General features: G+C 33.4%; 17 protein-coding genes. 13 read left to right on the top strand and 4 right to left on the bottom strand.

All coding sequences use genetic code 11. The annotated features are described in order from the left end of the window. Window positions 1-68 precede the first annotated feature (68 nt). The 3 genes from gdhA to recO all read left to right on the top strand — a co-directional run bounded on the left by gdhA (window position 69) and on the right by recO (window position 4,645). Window positions 69-1,412: an NADP-specific glutamate dehydrogenase gene (gdhA, locus tag NCC77_RS06780; RefSeq protein WP_095928401.1), complete on the top strand. Its 1,344-nt coding sequence runs from the start codon at window positions 69-71 to the stop codon at window positions 1,410-1,412. Window positions 1,413-1,537: 125 nt separating this feature from the next. Next, entirely contained in the window at window positions 1,538-3,820 is a 2,283-nt protein-coding gene (porZ, locus tag NCC77_RS06785; protein ID WP_250834911.1) for a type IX secretion system anionic LPS delivery protein PorZ, read from the top strand. Between the two features lie 111 nt (window positions 3,821-3,931). Then, entirely contained in the window at window positions 3,932-4,645 is a 714-nt protein-coding gene (recO, locus tag NCC77_RS06790; protein WP_250834912.1) for a DNA repair protein RecO, read from the top strand. 82 nt (window positions 4,646-4,727) lie between these two features. Here the strand turns inward: recO and NCC77_RS06795 are convergent, their stop codons facing one another. After that, window positions 4,728-5,501, bottom strand: a complete 774-nt coding sequence (locus NCC77_RS06795) for a T9SS type A sorting domain-containing protein (protein WP_250834913.1) — start codon at window positions 5,499-5,501, stop codon at window positions 4,728-4,730. Window positions 5,502-5,801: 300 nt separating this feature from the next. Here NCC77_RS06795 and ileS point away from each other — a divergent pair, with 300 nt between their 5' ends. Then, on the top strand, window positions 5,802-9,203 hold the full coding sequence (gene ileS / locus NCC77_RS06800; protein WP_250834914.1) for an isoleucine--tRNA ligase: 3,402 nt from the start codon (window positions 5,802-5,804) through the stop codon (window positions 9,201-9,203). Between the two features lie 6 nt (window positions 9,204-9,209). Then, window positions 9,210-9,590, top strand: coding sequence for a TraR/DksA family transcriptional regulator (locus tag NCC77_RS06805; RefSeq protein WP_012022792.1), 381 nt, complete (start codon window positions 9,210-9,212; stop codon window positions 9,588-9,590). 258 nt (window positions 9,591-9,848) lie between these two features. Here NCC77_RS06805 and NCC77_RS06810 read toward each other — a convergent pair whose 3' ends face one another. Beyond that, the gene (locus NCC77_RS06810; protein ID WP_250834915.1) at window positions 9,849-10,229 is read right to left on the bottom strand and encodes a hypothetical protein; all 381 of its coding nucleotides are present in this window, start codon (window positions 10,227-10,229) and stop codon (window positions 9,849-9,851) included. 35 nt (window positions 10,230-10,264) lie between these two features. Next, entirely contained in the window at window positions 10,265-10,621 is a 357-nt protein-coding gene (locus NCC77_RS06815; RefSeq protein WP_091494460.1) for a roadblock/LC7 domain-containing protein, read from the bottom strand. Window positions 10,622-10,801: 180 nt separating this feature from the next. On the opposite strand from NCC77_RS06815, the gene NCC77_RS06820 reads away from it, so the two are divergent. The 7 genes from NCC77_RS06820 to NCC77_RS06850 all read left to right on the top strand — a co-directional run bounded on the left by NCC77_RS06820 (window position 10,802) and on the right by NCC77_RS06850 (window position 21,704). Next, window positions 10,802-11,017 (top strand): hypothetical protein, encoded by a 216-nt coding sequence (locus NCC77_RS06820; RefSeq protein ID WP_250834916.1) that lies wholly within the window; start codon window positions 10,802-10,804, stop codon window positions 11,015-11,017. 119 nt (window positions 11,018-11,136) lie between these two features. Continuing rightward, a complete protein-coding gene (locus NCC77_RS06825; protein WP_250834917.1) occupies window positions 11,137-11,733 on the top strand; it encodes a lipoprotein signal peptidase in 597 nt (198 codons plus the stop codon). A gap of 142 nt (window positions 11,734-11,875) precedes the next feature. Further along, complete coding sequence (locus NCC77_RS06830; RefSeq protein WP_250834918.1) at window positions 11,876-15,034, top strand: UvrD-helicase domain-containing protein; 3,159 nt, start codon at window positions 11,876-11,878, stop codon at window positions 15,032-15,034. 81 nt (window positions 15,035-15,115) lie between these two features. Next, window positions 15,116-16,309 (top strand): glycine C-acetyltransferase, encoded by a 1,194-nt coding sequence (gene kbl / locus NCC77_RS06835; protein ID WP_201999468.1) that lies wholly within the window; start codon window positions 15,116-15,118, stop codon window positions 16,307-16,309. A 113-nt stretch (window positions 16,310-16,422) separates the two neighbouring features. Beyond that, on the top strand, window positions 16,423-17,904 hold the full coding sequence (locus NCC77_RS06840; RefSeq protein ID WP_250834919.1) for an OmpA family protein: 1,482 nt from the start codon (window positions 16,423-16,425) through the stop codon (window positions 17,902-17,904). A gap of 64 nt (window positions 17,905-17,968) precedes the next feature. After that, window positions 17,969-20,731: a PD-(D/E)XK nuclease family protein gene (locus NCC77_RS06845; protein WP_250834920.1), complete on the top strand. Its 2,763-nt coding sequence runs from the start codon at window positions 17,969-17,971 to the stop codon at window positions 20,729-20,731. Window positions 20,732-21,086: 355 nt separating this feature from the next. Continuing rightward, window positions 21,087-21,704 (top strand): ATP-binding cassette domain-containing protein, encoded by a 618-nt coding sequence (locus NCC77_RS06850; protein ID WP_284705087.1) that lies wholly within the window; start codon window positions 21,087-21,089, stop codon window positions 21,702-21,704. A gap of 6 nt (window positions 21,705-21,710) precedes the next feature. Here the strand turns inward: NCC77_RS06850 and NCC77_RS06855 are convergent, their stop codons facing one another. After that, entirely contained in the window at window positions 21,711-21,854 is a 144-nt protein-coding gene (locus NCC77_RS06855) for a hypothetical protein (RefSeq protein ID WP_248728558.1), read from the bottom strand. 273 nt (window positions 21,855-22,127) lie between these two features. On the opposite strand from NCC77_RS06855, the gene NCC77_RS06860 reads away from it, so the two are divergent. Beyond that, the gene (locus NCC77_RS06860; protein ID WP_250834922.1) at window positions 22,128-22,463 is read left to right on the top strand and encodes a roadblock/LC7 domain-containing protein; all 336 of its coding nucleotides are present in this window, start codon (window positions 22,128-22,130) and stop codon (window positions 22,461-22,463) included. Window positions 22,464-22,472 lie beyond the last annotated feature (9 nt).

The following is a 22,472-nucleotide window of genomic DNA, read 5'->3' on the forward strand; positions in this document are numbered from 1 at the left end:
AAACGTAGTTTCTTATTTTTTATAAGAGTAAAAATTAAATCTAAATTATCTGAAAATTTATTTTAAAGATGGAACAAAAAATAAATGAATTTATGGCTCTTGTTGAGTCAAAAAATCCAAACGAGCCAGAATTTCTTCAAGCAGTTAGAGAATTTGCAGAAACTGTAATTCCGTTTATATCTGAGCGTAAAAAATATGACGGAAAGAATATCCTTTTAAGAATCGCTGAACCAGAAAGATCAATAATATTCAGAGTTCCGTGGGTAGACGATAAAGGGGAAATTATTGTGAATAGAGGTTTCAGAATTCAAATGAACTCTGCAATTGGACCTTACAAAGGAGGAATTAGATTTCATCACTCGGTAAACTTATCGGTTTTAAAATTCTTGGCATTTGAACAAGTATTTAAAAACAGTTTGACAACACTTCCGATGGGAGGTGGAAAAGGAGGTTCTGATTTTGATCCAGAAGGAAAATCTGATGCTGAAATTATGCGTTTCTGCCAGTCATTCATGACAGAATTATGCCGTCATATTGGTCCAGATCTTGACGTTCCAGCTGGAGATATTGGTGTTGGTGCACGTGAAATCGGTTACTTATTTGGTCAATATAAAAGAATTAGAAATGAATTTACAGGAGTTTTAACTGGAAAAGGTTTGGCTTACGGAGGTTCATTAATCAGACCAGAAGCTACAGGATATGGGGTAGTTTATTTTACAGATCAAATGCTTCGTACAATTGGTCACGAAATTAAAGGAAAAAGAGTTGCTATTTCTGGATTCGGAAATGTGGCTTGGGGTGTTGCTTTAAAAGTAAATGAACTAGGAGGTAAAGTAGTTACTATTTCTGGACCTGATGGTTATATTTATGATGAAGAAGGTATCTCTGGAGAAAAAATCGAACATATGGTTGAGATGAGAGCTACTGGAGATAATAGAGCAGAAAGATATTTAGAGAAATATCCAAATGCTATTTTCCACAAAGGAAAAAGCCCTTGGGAAGTAAAAGTAGATATTGCTATTCCATGTGCTACTCAAAATGAATTGAATGGTGATGATGCTAAGAAATTAATAGATAATGGCGTTTTATGTGTTACGGAAGCTGCCAATATGCCTTCTACTTTAGATGCTATTAAACTTTTCTTAGATAGTAAAGTGTTATTCGCGCCAGGAAAAGCTGCAAATGCTGGTGGAGTTGCTGCTTCAGGATTAGAAATGACTCAGAACTCAATTCGTTTAAACTGGACTAGTGAAGAGGTAGACTTGAGATTGAAAGAAATCATGATCGGAATTCATAACCAATGTAAAAAATACGGTGCAGAAGAAGACGGATATGTTAACTACGTAAAAGGAGCTAATATTGCCGGATTTGTAAAAGTTGCCGATGCTATGCTTGCGCAAGGTGTAGTTTAAGATTTAATTGCAATAATTAGAATTACCCTCGTTATCTTAATAAGATATCGGGGGTATTTTATTTGTGCTAAAAATTAAATAAAAACCCGATTGTATTATATTTGTCTATTCGAATACATTATATGATGAAAAAAGTATTTTTCTGCGGTTTGTTTTTACTTCTAATTCAGTTTTGCGAAGCGCAGAGCAAATTGTCTTGGCAGGGATATTTTTCATTTAATGAAGTAAAAGACATTTCAGAATCTGGAACAACTGTTTTTGCGGCTTCCGAAAACGCACTGTTTTCAAAAAATACAACAACAAATGTTCTTAAAACGACGACGACTGTTGATGGACTTTCCGGTCAGACGATTTCGGCAGTTTATTACAGCGAAGCATCAAAAAAAACAATTATTGGCTATGAAAATGGTTTGATGATCTTGATTAATGAAGCCGATGGGAGTATTCTAAAAGTTGTAGATATAATTAATAAGCAATTGCCAGCAAATACTAAAAAAATCAATCATTTTATGGAAAATAATGGATTGATATATGTTTCTTGCGATTTTGGAATTGTTCAATTTAATCTTAAAACGTCTCAATTTGGCGACACTTATTTTATTGGTGATAATGGGGCGGAAATAAGCGTAAAGCAAACCACAATGTTTAACGGATTTATTTTTGCAGCAACATCAAGCGGTATTAGAAAAGCAGACATTACAAATGCTAATCTTATAGATTATAGCCAATGGTCAACGGTTAATGGCGGAGATTGGTCAAGTGTTGAGGCTTTAGATTCAGAACTTATTGCAATAAATAGTACGGGGTATATTCATAGATTTAACTCCAATACTTTTGTGGGCTTTTTGCAGCTGCCTCAAGCGTCTGTTGATACGCGAGCGAAAAACCATAATTTATTTGTCACAACTGCCAATACAGTATACGTTTATAATAATCAAATGGCGCTGAGTCGACAAATTACAAATTCTCAAGTTTTAGATAATACCTTGAATTTTAGTTGTGCAACTGCAGTTGGAAATCAGATTTTTATTGGAACAAAAGAAAAAGGATTGTTTGCTTCTGCTTTAAATAATTCAACAGCTTTCGAAAACAGTACGCCTAGCGGTCCCGTGCGTAATGATATTTTTTCTATAGATGCCGGTTCAAATGTTTTGTGGGCGGTTTATGGAGATTATGATGCGGTGTATAATCCATACCCTTTGGATAGCTACGGTATTAGTCGATTTAATGCTTCGGGATGGTTAAACATTCCATATTCTGATGTTTATGATGCCAAATCAATAACGAGAATCTATATAAATCCTAATAACGAAAAACAGGTGTATGCCGGTTCTTTTTTCTCTGGATTATTGAAAATTGAAAACGATATTCCAACTCATTTATATAATGAAAAAAATAGTGGTTTAGAGTCACTTAAAACAGCATCGCCAGATTATGTAGATGTCCGAATCAATGCAACGGCTTTTGATAAATCTGGAAATCTTTGGGTGACCAATAGCAGAATCAATAATGGATTGAAAGTTTTAAAAACAAATGGACAATGGGGTAGTTATTCGATGACTTCCATATCAGATGATGTGGGAGAAGATAATTATTCAAGTATAGTGGTAGATCGCAACAATGTAAAATGGATTGGAACTTATAAAAATGGAGTTGTAGGATTTAATGAAGCTACCAATACCTTCAAAAAAATGACTTTTGGAACCGATGCTGGAAATCTACCAATTGCCGATGTTAGAGCAATAGCTTTAGATACAAAAAATCAGCTTTGGATAGGAACAACAAAGGGTTTGAGAGTTCTTTCTAATGTTTCTAGTTTTCAAACAGATAGTCAGTTAAAAGCAAATTCAATTATTATAACCGAAGACGATTTGGCTCAAGAGTTGTTATACGAACAGTTTGTAACTTCCATAGCGGTAGATGGCGCAAATAATAAATGGATTGGAACGGCAGATTCTGGAATATTTATGGTTTCGCCAAATGGCCAAGAAACAAAATATCATTTTACAATAAACAATTCGCCTTTGCCAAGTAATTATATAAATGATGTCAAGATAAATGCTAAAACGGGAGAAGTTTTTATTGCAACCGACAAAGGATTGGTTTCGTTTGGCGGAATTGCAACAGGGGCAAATGACGATTTAATCAATGTGTATGTTTATCCAAATCCTGTACGTCCTACTTATTCGGGAACCGTTAAAGTGGCGGGATTAATTGATAAGGCTAATGTAAAAATCACAGATATAGAAGGAAATTTAGTTTATGAAGTGACTTCTTCTGGCGGAACAATCGAATGGGACACAACTGCTTTTGGCAAATATAAAGTAGCATCTGGTGTTTACATGGTTTTTATTTCTGCAGAAGATGGTGGAGAAACTAAAGTTAAGAAAGTGATGATTATACGATAAGATCAGTGTTCAGTGCCCAGTATTCAGTGTTCAGTCTTTTTTAGTTTTCAGCTTATCTTCAATTTCATAAACCTGAAACCTGAAACAAAAAAACAAAAAAAACAAAAATTTGTGCTCGTCAAAACAAAAGCCATAGTAATTTCGTCTTTAAAATTCCAAGAGAAAAGCTTGATTGTAAAATGCTTTACACTTTCTAGCGGACTAAAATCTTATTTTGTGCGTGACGCTTTTTCGAGTAGGAAAGCAAGTCAGAAAATTGCTTATTTTCAGCCTTTTTCGATTTTAGAAATTGAAGCTGTTCATAAGAATAAAGGAACTTTAGAGAATTTTAAAGAAATAAAAAGCGCTGTTCCGTTTCAGACTATTCATACTGATATTGTAAAAAGTACAATGGTGATGTTTTTGTCCGAAATGCTTCATTATTCTATTCAAGAAGAAGAGAAAAACGAACAGCTTTTCCTTTTTTTAGAAGCTGCACTGACGTGGCTGGATCATCATAATGAAATTTCTAATTTTCATTTAATTCTGCTTTTAGAAATCACAAAATATCTCGGTTTTTATCCTGATATTTCTGAAATTGATTTGCCTTTTTTTGAAATGAATGAAGGTGTCTTTACACTTTTTCAAAAAGGAAATGTACTTTCAGAACACGAGACCAATCTGTTTAAGAAGCTATTGGAATTAAAATTTGATAACGATCAAAAAGTCTTTCATGTTTTAGAAAGGCAGATTCTTCTGAAGATTTTAATTGATTATTACAGTCTGCATTTGGAAGGTTTTAAAAGACCGAAATCTTTGGACATTTTAAAAGAGGTTTTTTCTTGAGAGTATGTTTTCTTTAAATTGTATAAAAACAAAAAGGATCGAGTTAAACTCGATCCTTTTTGTTTTAGGTTGCTTAACCTTATTATTTGATGAATTTAACTGAAGTGCCTAAGTCGTTTAATTTTAATAAATAAACTCCGTTTGGTAATCCAGAAATTGCAATAGTTTCAGATGAGTTATTGTTGACTCTTTTTACTGCTTTACCATCGATAGAGTAAATTACATAAGAAGAATTTTTAAAATCATTGCTTAATTTTATTTCATCTTTAGACATAGATGCAATAGGGTTGGTTTTTTTATCAAAATCAACAGTGCCTAACGTGCCTTTTTTTGCTACTATCACATTGTCAAAATAAATTGAAGCATCAGCATACATAGATGAAGCTGTAAAATATGTAGCTAAAGTTGCTGATGTTGCACCTGGAAAGAATTGTGCTTTAAAATCATATGTGATTGTCTTCCAAACTCCAAACTCCTTATTTACTAGTGGAGCCATCGGAGCATCAAGATAGACAGAACCATTTGAAGAAACCTTTGTAATTTCATATGACAGACTTCCTATATTAAGAGGGGATGCTGGGCCTGGAATATAATAGTCAAATTGTAAAGTGTAATCAACACCTTCGGATACAGCAAATTCTTGTTTTAATTGTATATTTCCTGATACTGTTGTGGCTTTTAAACTTGAAGTTCCAACGTTTTTAATTGTTTCTTCTTTTGATGTAGCTCCGTAAATTATGGTCCATGAATCAGGAGCGTCAGCGGTAAATTGTTCAAAACTACCGTTTTGTAGAAGATTCTGGCTTTTTGCAAAACTTACTGTAAGTAAGCATAAGATAAGTAATTTTGTTCTCATACACATTTTTTAAAGTTGGGTATAAAACTACAATTATTAATCTTACAATTCCTAATAATAGATTTCGATATGTTAAAATTTAACAAAAAATCATCACTGTAAACTGTAATGCTGTTAATCTTTTAGAAAAGTGTATTTGAATTAAGAAATGTTGAAAAAAAGCGCTCTTAATTTCTTGTTTTGATAATGATTTCTTTTTTACTCTTAAAAATTGTCTTAAAAGTGCCAACTTTTGGCTTTAGATATTCTACTTCTGACTTAAATTTACTACTTTCGCACCTCGTTTAAGAAAAGGATAAAATGAGTACAAAATTTACTGAATACAAAGGACTTGACTTGCCAACTGTAGCGTCTGAAGTTCTTGATTTTTGGAAGAAAGAAAATATATTTGAAAAGAGTGTAACAACTCGCGAAGGTGCTGAGCCTTTCGTATTTTTTGAAGGTCCGCCTTCAGCAAACGGATTACCTGGTATTCACCACGTAATGGCACGTGCGATTAAAGATATTTTTTGCAGATATAAAACTCAAAAAGGTTTTCAAGTAAAAAGAAAAGCTGGATGGGATACTCACGGTTTGCCTGTTGAATTGGGTACCGAAAAAGAATTAGGAATTACAAAAGAAGATATTGGTAAAACCATTTCGATCGAAGAATATAACGAAGCGTGTAAAAAAACCGTTATGCGTTATACCGACGTATGGAATGATTTGACCGAAAAAATGGGGTATTGGGTTGATATGGAAGATCCGTATGTGACTTATAAACCAAAATATATGGAATCGGTTTGGTGGCTTTTGAAACAGATCTACGATAAAGGTTTGTTGTACAAAGGATACACAATTCAGCCGTATTCTCCAAAAGCAGGAACAGGATTGTCTTCTCACGAGGTAAACCAGCCAGGAGCTTACCGTGATGTTACTGATACTACAATTGTAGCGCAGTTTAAAACATTGCCAGAAACATTACCTTCATTCTTGCAAGGTTTTGGAGATATTCACATTTTAGCTTGGACGACAACTCCTTGGACACTTCCATCAAATACAGCGTTGACAGTTGGGCCAAAAATCGATTATGTTTTAGTAAAAACATTCAATCAATATACTTTTGAGCCAATCAATGTTATTTTAGCTAAAAACTTAGTTGGAAAACAATTCGGGAAAGGGTTTTTCTTAAGTGAAGATGATGCTGATTTTGACAATGTGAAAAACGGTGACAAAAAATTGCCGTACAAAATTTTAGCAGAAGCAAAAGGAGCAGATTTAGTAGAAATCCGTTACGAGCAATTATTGCCTTACGTATTGCCTTATGAAAATGCTGAAAACGCATTTAGAGTAATCGCAGGTGATTTCGTTACAACTGAAGATGGAACAGGAATTGTGCATACAGCTCCTACTTTTGGCGCAGATGATGCTAAAGTAGCAAAAGAAGCAAAACCAGAAGTGCCACCAATGTTGGTTTTAGACGAAAACGGAACTCCAGTTCCATTAGTAGATTTACAAGGAAGATTTACTTCTCATGTAGGTGATTTGGCTGGTAAATATGTTAAAAATGAATATTACGATGCGGGACAAGCTCCAGAGAAATCTGTAGATGTTGAAATCGCTATTCGTTTAAAAGAAGAAAACAAAGCTTTTAAAGTTGAAAAATACGTGCACAGTTATCCACACAGCTGGAGAACAGACGAGCCGTTATTATACTATCCTCTAGATTCATGGTTCATAAAAGTAACCGATGTAAAAGATAGAATGTTCGACCTGAACGAAACTATCAATTGGAAACCTAAATCTACTGGTGAAGGACGTTTTGGAAATTGGCTTAAAAATGCCAACGATTGGAACTTATCTCGTTCTAGATATTGGGGAATTCCGTTGCCAATTTGGAGAACAGAAGATAAAACAGAAGAAGTTATTATCGGTTCTGTTGAAGAATTGTACAATGCAATCGAAAAATCGATCGAAGCAGGTTTCCAAAAAGAAAATCCGTTTAAAGGATTTGAAATCGGAAACATGTCTGAGTCAAATTATGATTTAATCGATTTGCATAAAAATGTTGTTGATGGACTTACTTTAGTTTCAGCTTCTGGAAAACCAATGAAGCGCGAAAGTGATCTAATCGACGTTTGGTTCGATTCTGGAGCAATGCCGTATGCGCAATGGCATTATCCTTTTGAAAACAAAGAAAAAATTGATGGCAACAAAGATTTTCCAGCAAATTTCATTGCGGAAGGAGTAGATCAGACTCGTGGATGGTTTTATACTTTGCATGCAATCGGAACTTTGGTTTTTGATAAAATAGCCTACAAAAACGTAGTTTCAAACGGTTTGGTTTTGGATAAAAATGGAATTAAAATGTCTAAGAGTAAAGGAAATACTATAGACCCATTTAAAACCATTGCAGAAAACGGTCCAGATGCTACACGTTGGTATATGATTATGAATGCAAATCCGTGGGATAACTTGAAGTTTGACCTTGAAGGAATTGCTGAGGTTAAACGTAAATTCTTCGGAACACTTTACAATACCTATTCATTCTTCTCATTATATGCAAACATCGACGGATTTAAATATGAAGAAGCCGAAATTCCGTTAAACGAAAGGCCAGAAATCGATCAATGGATTATTTCTGAATTACATTCGTTAATCAAATTTGTAGACGAATGCTACGAAGATTATGAGCCAACAAAAGCGACAAGAGCAATTTCTGACTTCGTTCAGGAAAACTTAAGCAACTGGTACGTTCGTTTATGCCGTCGTCGTTTCTGGAAAGGGGAATATGCAAAGGATAAAATTGCAGCTTACCAAACGCTTTATACTTGTTTGCTTACAATCAGTAAACTAAGCGCTCCAGTAGCTCCATTTTTTATGGATAAATTATACCGTGATTTAACAACTTTGACGGGAACTGAGGATTTTGCTAGTGTTCACTTGGCTGAATTCCCAAAATTTGTCGAAAACTTTGTTAATAAAACGTTGGAAAGCAAAATGCAGAAGGCGCAAACGATCTCATCTTTGGTTTTATCACTACGTAAAAAAGAGATGATTAAAGTTCGTCAACCTCTGCAAAAGGTAATGATTCCAGTACTTGACGAGAATCAGCGTGCTGAAATCGAAGCAATTTCTGACCTTGTAAAAGCCGAAGTAAATGTTAAAGAAATCGAACTTTTAGACGATGCTTCTGGTATTTTGGTTAAGCAGATTAAGCCTAATTTTAAAGCTCTTGGGCCGCGTTTTGGTAAAGACATGGGCTTGATTTCTAAGGAGATACAAGGTTTTTCTGCAGATCAGATCAATCAGCTGGACAAGCAAGGAACGCTAGATATTGTTATTGCAGGAAATAGTGTAACTTTATCATTAGAAGATGTGGAAATTACATCACAAGATATCGAAGGATGGTTGGTTGCTAATTCAAACGGAATAACAGTTGCGCTTGATATTACTCTTACCGAAGAATTAAAAAATGAAGGTATCGCTAGAGAGTTAGTAAATAGAATACAAAACATTCGTAAAGATTCAGGATTTGAAGTTACGGATAAGATTAAAGTACAAATAAAAAGAAACGGTATTTTAGAAGATGCGGTTTCAAAAAATGAAGACTATATTAAGTCTGAAACATTAACAGACGAACTGGTTTTTGCTGACACGTTAGAAAACGGCACAGAAATTGAGTTTGATGATATTAGAACCATTATATTAATTTCAAAATAGTAGAAAATGATAGATGAAATTACAAGATACTCTGATGCAGATTTAGCAGAGTTCAAAGAAATAATCCAAGCAAAAATTAAAAAAGCACAAGAAGATCTTGATTTGATCAAAAGTGCCTATATGAACGATTTGAATAACGGTACCGACGATACTTCTCCAACTTTTAAAGCTTTTGAAGAAGGAAGTGAGACCATGTCTAAAGAAGCAAACTCTCAGTTGGCTATCAGACAAGAGAAATTCATTCGTGACTTAAAAAATGCTTTATTCCGTGTAGAAAACAAAACTTACGGTATCTGCAAAGTAACAGGTAAATTAATTAGCAAAGAAAGGCTTAAAATCGTTCCTCATGCAACAATGAGTATCGAAGCTAAAAACTTGCAAAGATAAGATTGCGTAGAACTACGTAAGAGAAAAAGCGCTCCTTTAAGGGGCGCTTTTTTTGTTTAACATTTAGCTATGAGTGTGTTTATTGCTTAGTTTGTTCTTTGAAAGAAATTATCTATAATTATTCAAAATAATTTCAAAGAGAAGGTGTTCGTTTTTGTAAGAACTATTTTGTTTGGATTCTTTTTGGTTTTTAGTCTGCTTTTTAAATAAAAAAACCGCCTTTAAGGACGGTTTTTTCAGTGTATATGTTTAAGAAAGTTATGCTAGATTTTTTTCAACATCAGCTTTATGTTTTCTTAAAATAGCTCTTGTCATGCCTAAATTAGCTTTTGAAGCATCAGCAGCAAGATAGATCATGAATTTTTTGTTTGGAGAAATATCGATAATGTGAATTTGATTAGAAAGAGTAATCAAAATATCTTCGATGTCCTGGTTTAGGTTTAGTGCTTTTACAGCGCTCAATTTAGCTTTTACAACTTCTAAGTTATAGGCTGCTGCAAGTTCAGGATCAAAACTTGGATCGACAGTTAAATTTCCAAAGCTTAATCCAGATTCAATTTCTGTTACTGCTACAGCGATAAAGCCGTTTACGTTGCTTTTCATTTCGTTCAAAAACACGTTTAAAAAATCATTGCTCATAGTTCATTTGGGTTATTTGTTAATAGAATTTTATGTTATTTCAATAGTGAATTTTTGCTTAATTCTGCAGAAACTTCTTCTGTAGAGCGCATCAATAATGCTAGGTTACTTCCTTCTTTAGAGAAAGCAACGATAAAGTTAGAGCCGCTTATTTTGTTTCCAACAATAACGCCTTCGGCACTTTTTAGATATAATTGTTTTAGAGAGCCTTTTTCCAAATCAATTAAGAATTTTTCGCTCATAGATAAAATAGCTGCACTCATTGCGGCAATACTGTCGCCGTAATCAAGATTTAAGGAAGTGATAAGTTTTCCTTTTCCATTTAAAATTAATGCAGCAGTAGATTTTGTGCTGACAAGAAAGTCATTTAGTGTAGTTGTGATTTCATTCATGTTTTGTAGGATTTTGGGAGGAATGTTAAATTCAGTTTGTGTTGGTATTCTTTTTTAAAAATTAATTCAAGTTATCCTAAACAAGTGTTAATTTTTATTAACAAATATAAATTAAATTATGTATCATTGTAGAACCAAATCAGTAATAATTTAAATTATTTACTACAAAAAACTTACATTATGGCTAAAGCATTGAAATTCAAAGAAGTAAACTCTGATGTAGAGCGCAGAATGAAGGAATTTGAAAAACTGCGCGTTAAGTTTAAAGCTGATGTAAAAAAGGGAGAAGCTAAGAAATTGGCGGCCGGAAAAGAAAGCAAGGGAATATTCAAGTCTATTTCAGAATTTTTCTCCGACAGCCCAAAAACGCCAGCAAAAGCTGCTGTAAAGAAGTAAACTTTACTAGGTTTAGATTAGCAGATAAACTTGTTTAGTTTGTTAGAAAAGAATTAACGCTCCTTTAGGAGCGTTTTTTTTGATTAAATTGCTATTTTTGCCCATCAAAAAATAATAAAATGTCATTACGAAAAGCGTATTTCCTTATATTCTTAGTTTTAATTGTTGATCAGCTTTCTAAAATTTATGTCAAAACAAATTTCGTTTTAGGCGAAGAATTTATAATTGCTGATTGGTTTAGAATTCATTTCATAGAAAATGAAGGAATGGCTTGGGGAACAAAAATTCCTGGAGAGTACGGAAAATTAATTTTGACCGTATTTAGAATCTTTGCAGTTGTTGGAATTGGCTGGTGGCTTTCTGATTCAGTAAAAAAGCGTCATTCAAATTATTTAATAGCAGCTATTGCATTAATCTTTGCTGGAGCAGCAGGAAATATTATTGATTCAGTTTTCTACGGGGTTATTTTTGATGATAGCACACATAACTTAGCGACTATTTTTTCTCCAGTTCCATACGGAACATGGTTTCATGGTTTAGTTGTCGATATGTTTTATTTTCCTATTTGGGAAGGAGAACTTCCAAGTTGGCTTCCAATATTTGGCGGAAAACATTTTGCTTTCTTTAATGCGATTTTTAATGTAGCCGATGTTGCAATTTCTACAGGTGTAGGTATACTTTTGGTTTTCAATAAAAGAGCGTTTCCAAAACACTAATTATTTTTAAAAATACAATATAAAAAATTCCAAATTCCAATTTTTGTTTGCAATTAGTGCTTCAAAAATTGGAATTTGGAATTTTTCATTATTGGGATTTAATATTTAATTGTGCTATTTTTACAATATTAAAACCAAACTTATGCAAAGTCCGTCTTTTTCCATTTATGATGCTTCTGCGGGATCAGGAAAGACGTATACTTTGGTAAAAGAATATTTAAAGATTATTCTTTCTTCTCCAAAAAACGATGCGTATCGAAATATTTTAGCCATTACTTTTACCAACAAAGCGGTTCATGAAATGAAAAGCCGTATTGTTGGAAATCTATCTGAATTTGCAAAAGACGACCCGTCTCCAAAAGCCGCCGATTTGATGGAGGATTTATCGCGTGATACTGGACTTTCGATTATTAAAATTAAAACCAAATCGCAGCAAATCATTAAGCACTTAATTCATAATTATGCTGCTTTTGATATTTCTACAATTGATAAATTTACCCATAAAGTTATTCGTGCTTTTGCACATGATTTGAATCTTCCGATGACTTTTGAAGTTACTTTGGATACCGAAAATTTATTGGTTGAAGCTGTTGATGCAATTATTGCACAAGCAGGAGAAGACGAAACATTGACCAAACTGCTCATCGATTTTACAATGGAAAAAACCGATGACGACAAAAGTTGGGACGTTTCTCGTGAAATTCTGGAAACCGGAAGATTGGTTTTGAATGAAAACAATCGAAATGAAATTCTTCATTTTCAAGATAAAACTATTGAAGAGTTTGTTGAGATTAAAAAGAAGATGCAAGGGCTTTGTAAAGATCTGGAAGATGTAAATGAAGGTCTTGCAACGAAAGCAATAGAATTGATTGATAAAAACGGAATTGATCCAAAATCTTTTTCAAGAGGAACTTTTCCAAATCATTTGCAAAGTATTCGAGATGGAAAATTCAATCCAAAAAATAAGACCTTTCATGAGCTTGATGATATTGCGATTAACAAAACGGCAAAAGACCGAGCATTAATTGAAAATATTATTCCAGAATTGCTTCAAATATTAAAAGAGGTTTATCAAAACTTTGAAAAAAGAGATTTTTACAAAGCTTTTTTAAAAAATATAACACCACTTTCTTTGCTGAATACTGTGAGTAATGAACTTGCAAAAATTCAGTCAGAACAAAATATCTTATCGATTTCAGAATTCAATGCAATCATTCATCGCGAAATTCAGAATCAGCCAGCACCTTTTATTTACGAACGTTTGGGTGAGCGCTATCGTAATTTTTTTATCGATGAATTTCAAGATACTTCAGAAATGCAATGGCAGAACTTGATTCCGCTTATTGATAATTCGCTTTCTGGTCTAGATGATTTTGGTAATAAAGGAACTTTGATGATTGTTGGGGATCCGAAACAGTCTATTTATCGCTGGCGCGGAGGAAAAGCAGAGCAATTTATCGAATTAAGTAAAGAAGAGGTCGCTTTTTTTCATCATGAAAAAATAGTGAAGCATTTAGATACCAACTATAGAAGCTATAGTGAAGTTATTGAATTCAATAATGCTTTCTTTAAATTGATTTCGGCTGAATTTACAAATGAAGATTATAAGGATTTGTATGAAAATCACAGTTTTCAAAATACCAATTCAAAGAAAGGCGGTTATGTAAACATTTCTTTTCTTCCGATTGCTGAGAAAAATGAATCTGTAGAGGAAGAAGAGGTTGTAGAGAAATCTGACTTGTATGTTTTAGCGACTTTAAATACAATTCGAGAAGTAGTTAAACAAGGTTTTGAATATAAAGATATTGTAATTCTGACCAGAAAAAGAGATCAAGGAATTGCGGTCGCAAATTATTTGACAGAACAAGGTGTTCCGCTTCTTTCTTCAGAGACATTGATGATTCAAAATGCATCAGAAGTTCGTTTGATAATTCATCTTTTGAGATATTTAAACAATAGTGCTGATTTAGAGTCGAAAGCCAACTTTTTGCATTTTCTTTCTTCAACAAAAGATTTGTCAATGCCTGTTCATGATTTTATCGCATTGGGAATGAGTCAAAGATTTGAAAAAGAATTTGAAGAATGGCTTGTGACTTTTGATGTTTCTTTTTCGTTTGAAGATGTGCGAAAGAAATCTTTGTATGAAGCGGTAGAAATCATCATTTCTAAATTTATTCTTCCGTCTGAAGGAAATGCTTATGTGCAGTTTTTTCTAGATATTGTTTTGGAAAGAGATATTCGAAATCAATCTGGAGTTGCAGACTTTTTGATTTTCTGGGATAAAAATTCCGAGAAATTTAGTGTCCCGTCTCCAGAAGGAAATAATGCGGTTCGTATTATGACCATTCATAAATCTAAAGGATTAGAGTTTCCAGTTGTAATTATGCCTTTTGCGGATGAAGATTATAATAGAAAACCAAAAGATAAGTTGTGGCTAGATACAGAGGAGATCGATTTGGGAGTTCCAAAAGCTTTGGTTGATAATAGCAGTGCTGTTGAGGGATTTGGCGAAAGCGCTTCGGCAGTTTTCAATTTGAAAAAACAAGAAGAGCTTTTAGATAATATAAATGTGCTATATGTTGCGCTAACTCGTGCTGAAGAACAGTTGTATGTAATTTCTCAATCGTTAAAAGCTAAAAGCGATGGCGAATATCCGAATAATATGGCTTCTTTTTTTATTAAATTCTTAATCAATGAAGGGGTTTATGAAGAAGAAAAATTGAATTACGAGTTTGGAAATAAAACCAGATTGTCAAAAAATACAAAAACGGTAGATACAGTCAAGTCGATTCCTATTGTGAGAGAGGTTTTAAATCCGAAAAATATTAAAATCGCGCAACGAGAAGCTTTGATGTGGGGGACGCATCAGCAGGAAGCTATTTCATATGGAAACATTGTTCACGAGATTCTGGCTTATGTGAAAGATAAATCAGATGTTGATTTGGCCGTAACAAAATCTGTCGAGAATGGTTTGATAACGTATGACCAAGTAGATCAGGTTTTGAAAACTCTAAAAGAAATTGTAAATCACCCCGAATTGAATATTTGTTTTGATGGAAAAGATAGGGTTCTGAATGAACAGACTATTGTGCAGAAAGAAGGAAGGGTTTTAAAGCCAGATAGGGTTGTGTTTTTAGAAAATAAACAAGCTTATTTGTTGGATTATAAAACTGGAGCTGTTAATGCAAAATACCAGCAGCAAATTCAGGAGTATCAGGATGCAATTGAAGATTTAGGATACACGGTTCTAAAAAAGGCATTAGTGTATATAGGAACGGAAATTGAAGTGGTAAATTTGTGAAAAAATTAATCAGATGTTAAAGAAAAACGAAGCTTTATTTTTGTTAAGCTGTTAATTTTTAACGTTTTAAATAAATAAAAAATGTACGGTAAAATAAAAGAACATCTGCAAAAGGAATTGCAGACAATTGAGGAAAATGGAATTTTTAAAAAGGAACGTATTATTACGTCTCCTCAAGGTGCAGAAATCAAAATTTCGACAGGTGAAACAGTATTGAACTTTTGTGCTAATAATTATTTAGGGCTTTCGTCTCATCCAGAAGTTGTACAGGCTGCTAAAGATGCAATGGATACGCATGGTTTCGGAATGTCTTCTGTTCGTTTCATTTGTGGAACACAAGATATTCATAAAACATTAGAGAAAAAAATTGCTGATTTTTATGGTACAGAAGATACCATATTGTATGCGGCAGCCTTTGATGCAAATGGAGGGGTGTTCGAGCCTTTATTAGGGGAAAATGACGCAATTATTTCAGACAGCTTAAATCACGCTTCTATTATAGATGGTGTTCGTTTGTGTAAAGCAGCTCGTTATCGTTATGAAAATAATAACATGGAAGATTTGGAGCAGCAATTAATAAAAGCAAATGAAGCGGGAGCTCGTTTTAAATTAATTGTTACTGATGGAGTTTTCTCTATGGATGGTCTTGTAGCGCCACTAGATAAAATCTGTGACCTTGCGGATAAATATGACGCAATGGTTATGGTAGATGAATGTCACGCGGCTGGTTTTATTGGAGCAACAGGAAAAGGAACTCTTGAAGCAAAAGGGGTAATGGGAAGAGTAGATATTATTACGGGAACTTTGGGTAAAGCCTTAGGAGGTGCCATGGGAGGATATACTACTGCGAAAAAAGAAATAATCGAATTATTGCGTCAGAGATCTAGGCCTTATTTGTTTTCAAATTCATTGGCACCTGCAATTGTTGGGGCTTCAATTAAAGTGTTTGAATTATTAGAAAAAGACACAACACTTCGTGATAAACTAGAATGGAATACCAACTATTTTAAAGAAGGTATGAAAAAAGCAGGTTTTGATATTATTGATGGAGATTCTGCAATTGTTCCAGTTATGTTGTATGATGCAAAATTATCTCAGACGATGGCAAATGAACTTTTGAAACAAGGAATTTATGTAATTGGATTTTTCTTTCCAGTGGTTCCAAAAGATAAGGCTAGAATACGAGTACAGCTATCTGCGGCGCACGAAAAAGAGCACCTTGATAAAGCTATAAATGCCTTCACAGTTGTCGGTAAAATGTTAAAAGTTATATAATTACCACTTTGGTTAAATTTTTGTAGGTTTTTTTTAACATTTCATTTTGTATTTAAAAAATTTGGTGTTACTTTTGCTTGTAATTAACTAAATTGTAATTAAAAAAATTAAGTATGAAACATCTTAACAAACTTTTAGTTGCTGTATTGATGGCGATGGGTTTAAGTTCTCACGCGCAAGACAGTAACAATCCATGGGCGATCTCTTTCGGGGTTAATGCTGTGGATACTAGAACAAGTTCAGGAGGTGGTAGTGGTTTCTTTGACCAACACTTCTCTCAGCCATTCGCTGTAAAAGACAACTGGAATATTCTTCCTTCTCTATCTTACATTGGAGTAAATAGATATGTAGGACATGGTTTCTCAGTTGGTTTACAAGGGTCTGTAAACAAAATTGATAAAGCTGTTTATTTTAGACCAACTGCTCCAGGTCATGATGGAAGAGGTAACGTTGTAACTAATCCTGGTGACTTAATGTACTACGGAATTGATGCTACTATCAAATACAGCTTCCAAGAATTAATCAAATCTAAAGTGGTTGATCCTTCGTTATCTATTGGTGGAGGTTATACTTTCTTAGGGGATGACAGTTTCGGAACTGTTAACCCAGGTGCTGGAATCACTTTCTGGTTTACAGATGCTATTGGTCTTGAGCTTGCTACAAGATACAAATGGGCTGTTGCTTCAGGTTCAGGAGATAATCCTGGAAGAAATGACTACAATGGAGAAATTGATACTCCATCTCACTTCCAACACACTGCAGGTTTAATTTTCAAATTCGGAGGTAAAGATACTGACGGAGACGGAATCTATGACAAAGACGATGCTTGTCCAGATGTTGCTGGTTTAAAACAATTCAACGGATGTCCTGATACTGACGGTGACGGAATCGTTGATGCTTCTGATGCTTGTCCAGATGTATTTGGTTTAGCTGCATTAAACGGATGTCCTGATACAGACGGAGACGGAATTGCTGATAAAGATGATGCTTGTCCAGATGTTGCTGGTTTAGCTGCTTTAAAAGGTTGTCCTGATACTGATGGAGACGGAATCGCTGATAAAGATGACAAATGTCCTACAGTTGCTGGTCCTAAAGAAAACGGTGGTTGCCCATTCTTAGATGCTGATAAAGACGGTGTAGCTGATAAAGATGACGATTGTCCTACAGTTGCTGGTCCAGCTAGTAACAGAGGATGTCCAGAAGTAACTTCTGAGGCGTTAGAAGATCTTAAAGTTCAAGCTAGAGCGGTATACTTCAACTCAGGAAAAGCTACTTTCAAAACTGGAGATAAAGAAACTCAAGCTAGATTAGATGCTATTAAAGAAATCCTTAAAAACTATCCAAACGCGAAATTCTCTATTGAAGGACACACAGATAGTACAGGTTCTGCTAAAATCAACCAAAAACTTTCTGAAGACAGAGCTAAAGCTGTGTTAGATGCATTAGTTCAAAGAGGTGTTAACCCAGAGAACTTAGAGTCTAAAGGATTTGGATCTAGCCAACCAGTTGCAAGTAACAAAACTGCTGCAGGTAAAGCACAAAACAGAAGAACTGAAATTAGACACATTGGTTCTAAATACCAAGGTAAACTATAATTAGTTTTCTAAATAAAACAGGAAAAGCCATTCTTAATTGAATGGCTTTTTTTATTTTTATCCTATGGTAAATACTTCTTTTCTTCAAAAAATTGCCTCTGTTGTAATTCAGGACTTTGCAGATAAACTTTCTGAAATTACAATAATACTTCCTAATAAAAGGGCAAAAGTTTTTTTGATCGAAGCTCTTAAAAAAGAGACTTCAAAAACTATTATTGCTCCAGAGATTACAAGTATAGAAGATTTTGTTCAAGATGTAGCTTCAATTCGTTCTGTTGATTCGATAGAGCTTTTGTTTGAATTTTATGAAGTTTATTTATCTATTACAGAACAAAAACAACAACAATCTTTTGAGCTGTTTGCAAATTGGGCAAAAACGCTCCTACAGGACTTTAATGAAATTGACAGATACCTTCTGGATCCTTCGCATGTTCTGTCTTATCTGAAAGATATTGAAGATATAAAAAGATGGGGGCTGGAAGTAGATCAAAAAACAAAACTTCTTGAAAACTACATAGATTTCTGGAAGTTGCTTCCGTTGTACTACGATTCGTTGTACAATCATTTACTTTTTAAGTCAATTGGATATCAAGGTTTGATTTACAGAGAAGCAGTAAATAATCTTAATCATTTTTCGAATACTATTGGAAATCGCACATTTATTTTTGCTGGTTTCAATGCTCTGAATGCTGCCGAAGAAAAAATAGTGCAACATTTACTTGCTTTGGATCAAGCTAGAATTTATTGGGATGCTGATCAGGCTTTTCTAAATGATCCATATCATGATGCGGGACTTTTTTTAAGACGATTTAAGGAAAGTTGGAAACATTATAAGTCCAATATTTTTGAATGGATTGTTGATGATTTTTCACAGTCAAAAAACATTCAAATTATAGGAACTCCAAAAACAATTGGGCAGGCTAAACTAGCAGGAAGTATTATTGAAAATTTAATAGATCAAAATCCTGATGCTTCGTTGGATAAAGTTGCAGTTGTGCTAGGTGAGGAAAACTTATTGGTTCCCGTTTTATACTCACTTCCTTCATCTGTTGGAGCATTAAATATTACGATGGGATATTCTGGAAAAAATAACCCGTCGCAGATATTTGTTGCCAAATTATTTAAAATGCACACCAATGCGCTTTCTCGTAAGGGGAGCAGTTATGTGTTTTATTATAAAGATGTGCTTGATGTTTTAACGCATCCATTAGTTGAGCCTTATGCGAACGCACATAGATTAGTAAGAATAATAAAAGAGAATAATTATACTTTTATTACGCATCAGAAAATTTTAGAACTACATCCTGAGTCTTCTATTTTTTTTAATTTACTATTTGAAAAATGGGAAAATGGTTCAATTGCAGTTTTAAAGAATATTTCGGCTTTGTTGATCGCAATTAAAGATCATTTTAGCAATGACAATGAAGAAGAAAAAATTGCGAAAGCTTTTGTGTATGGCGTTTTTAAAGTAATAAATAAGCTTATAAATTATTACTCTAAACATCATCACATTCATAATATAGATACACTGCATTCTATTTACAAACAGATTGTAGATTTAGCGGAAGTATCTTTTGAAGGTGAGCCATTACGAGGTTTGCAGATCATGGGGGTTTTGGAAAGTCGTGTTTTGGACTTCGATACTGTTATTATAACTTCTATGAATGAAGGTAAATTTCCAGCTGGAAAATCGCAGAATTCATTTATTCCTTATGATGTAAAAAGAGAGCTTGGACTTCCAACTTTCAAGGAAAAGGATGCTATTTATACTTATCATTTTTATCATTTATTACAGAGGGCTAAAAATATTTATTTGATTTATAATACTGAAAATGACGGATTGGATGCTGGAGAACGAAGCCGTTTTATTACGCAACTAGAAGTCGAAAAGAAACCGCAGCATAATATTACTTTTGATATTTATAATCCTGATCTTCCAAATACAGCTTATGAGCCCATTTCTGTCCCTAAGTCTGAGTTAGTAATGAAACGATTGAAGGAGATTGCTGTTAATGGTTTTTCGCCTTCAGCATTGACGAGTTATATTCGAAATCCGATTGAGTTTTATTTTCAGAAGATATTGAGAATTCGGGAAGTGGAAGAAGTGGAAGAAAATATTGCTTTGAATACTTTAGGAACAATTATTCATGAAACATTAAAAACGCTTTATGAGCCTTTTATCGGAAAATTTATTTCTGAGAACGATCTTTTAAATTGTTTTAAATTGCTGGATGATGAAGTTCTCAAGCAGTTTAAGTTGGTTTATAAAGAAGGTGAAATCAAGAAAGGGAGAAATCTTTTGGCTTTTGAAGTCGCAAAACGAAATGTGGCTAATTTCTTGAGAATGGAATTAGAATCGGTAAAAAACGATGAAGCGATTCAGATAATTGCTTTAGAGCAGACTTTTGAACGCGAGTTTGTTCACCCAAAATTGCCATTTCCTGTTTTGATTAAAGGAAATGTCGATCGAATTGAACGTCGAGATGGGAAAATCCGAATTATCGATTATAAGACCGGAAAAGTAGAAAAGTCTAATGTTGTATTGAAATCTTGGAATGGATTGACACAAGAGCTTAAAAATGATAAAATCATTCAGGTTTTGGCTTATGCTTTCATGTTCGAAAAGCATGCAGGCGGACTTCCGATAGAAGTTGGAATTATATCCTTTAAAAACTTAAAATCGGGTTTTATACCTTTTGGCTTTAAAGAAGAAAAGGATTTAGATGTTATAGTGTCACCTCAAATCTTGAATTCTTATTTGGAAGAAATTGCTAATTTGCTAGCGGAGATTTTGGATATTAATATTCCTTTTGAGGAAAAAATCTAGAACATCTTATCAGGAAATTTAGAAACATATTTGAATTTTATAAGACGACTTTGATTGTGAATTTTGCCGTTTCTGCCATTGCATTTCTTTTTGGCGGATTTAATCATTTTTTATTGATGATAGCTACGCTAGGTTTTGCTTCAAGCATTGGATTTAAAGAAATGTATCGCCAAAACGAATATTTGTTTTATAGGAACAATGGTCTTTCAAAAAGTAGGCTTTTGTTTTGTAGTTTTCTGCTAAATTTTGGTTTTGTATTTCTGTCTGCGACGATTTGGGTTTTAATTCAAAAAATATCTTGAAAAAACATATTCTTGAAGTAAGCGGAATTCAAAAAAGCTTTGATAATAAATTATTGCTTTCGGATATTTATTTGAAATTGGAAACAGGTCAAATAATGGGCTTGTTTGGCAGAAATGGCTCTGGAAAATCTACATTGTTAAAAATTATATTTGGGATAGTGTCCGCTTTGAATAAAAGTATTTTTGTTAACGGAATTTCAAAAAATAACACCTCTACTTTGTTAAATGAAATTGGTTATCTACATCAAAACCAATTTATTCCAAATCATTTTTCGGTTTTGCAAACCATTTTGTTATCTGTCGATAAACAAAAAGCACGTTTCGTTTGTGAAGATGATTTTTTAAAATCTCTTTTAAATCAAAAAATTAGGGATTTGTCTTTTGGAGAATTGCGATATCTTCAGGTTAAATTGATACTTTCTAATCAATCAAAATTTACATTATTAGATGAGCCGTTTAGTGGTTTATCTCCTAAAATGGCAGATATTGTCGCTTTATTAATTAAAGAAAATTCTCAAGAAAAAGGAATAATTGTTACAGATCACAATTATAGAAACGTTGTAGAAATTGCAACAGATTTAAGAATATTAAGTGATGGTAAGTTGCATATAATCAATGAAAAAGCCGAACTTATACAGAAAGGTTATCTGATAAATTCGGCAATTTTTTAGATGCTTTTAGCTGAATATTTTTTTGAAAAAACCTTTTTTAGATTTTTCTCCAGAAGTAGAGTTGTTAATGTGTCCGTTTTCAATACGAAATCTTCTAAACTTCTCCAATTTTACATTTAAGTCAAAACGTAATTCGTCAACAGTTTTCATTTTGTTAAATTTTTTTGCAAAGCTATAGAAAAACTTTTGTCAAATGCAATAATCTGCAAATGTTAATTTTAGAAATGAGTTTTGTTAAGCGAATTGTTATGTTTTTAGTATTATTTGCTTTTTATGTTAATTTTTTTTGCAGATTTTTTGCAAAAAAATAGGATTAATTAAGTGATAAATAAAAGTGCGTCAGTACGTTATACTACATCTTTTTTTAACAAGTGTTTATCGCGCAATTGCCAATATTAAAATATCTTTGGCGCTTCCAAAAACATGACAAATAAGAAAATGATTGATTTACAAACACTAGTAGAAGAGACTGGCGCAGAGTCTGGACTAAGTTTTAATATTGATGGAATCTTGAATGAGTCTGTTAATTTAGAATACGACGGGAATGTTGCAGCAATGATCGGAATGATTTTAAAGATGTGCCTAGAAATGTCTGAAGACGTTAATAATGGAGATCTTAAACAAGTTATGATAAAAAATAACGATGGAATTGTTGTAGCAAGCAAAAATCAAGATGATAATTGCATCGCGTTGCTTTCTAAAGATTTAAGTAAAATGGGTCTATTGCTGAGAAAAATGGATTCTATTTTTAACAACTAATTTAAAACC

Source organism: Flavobacterium tyrosinilyticum (assembly GCF_023656565.1).
Lineage (GTDB): Bacteria > Bacteroidota > Bacteroidia > Flavobacteriales > Flavobacteriaceae > Flavobacterium > Flavobacterium tyrosinilyticum.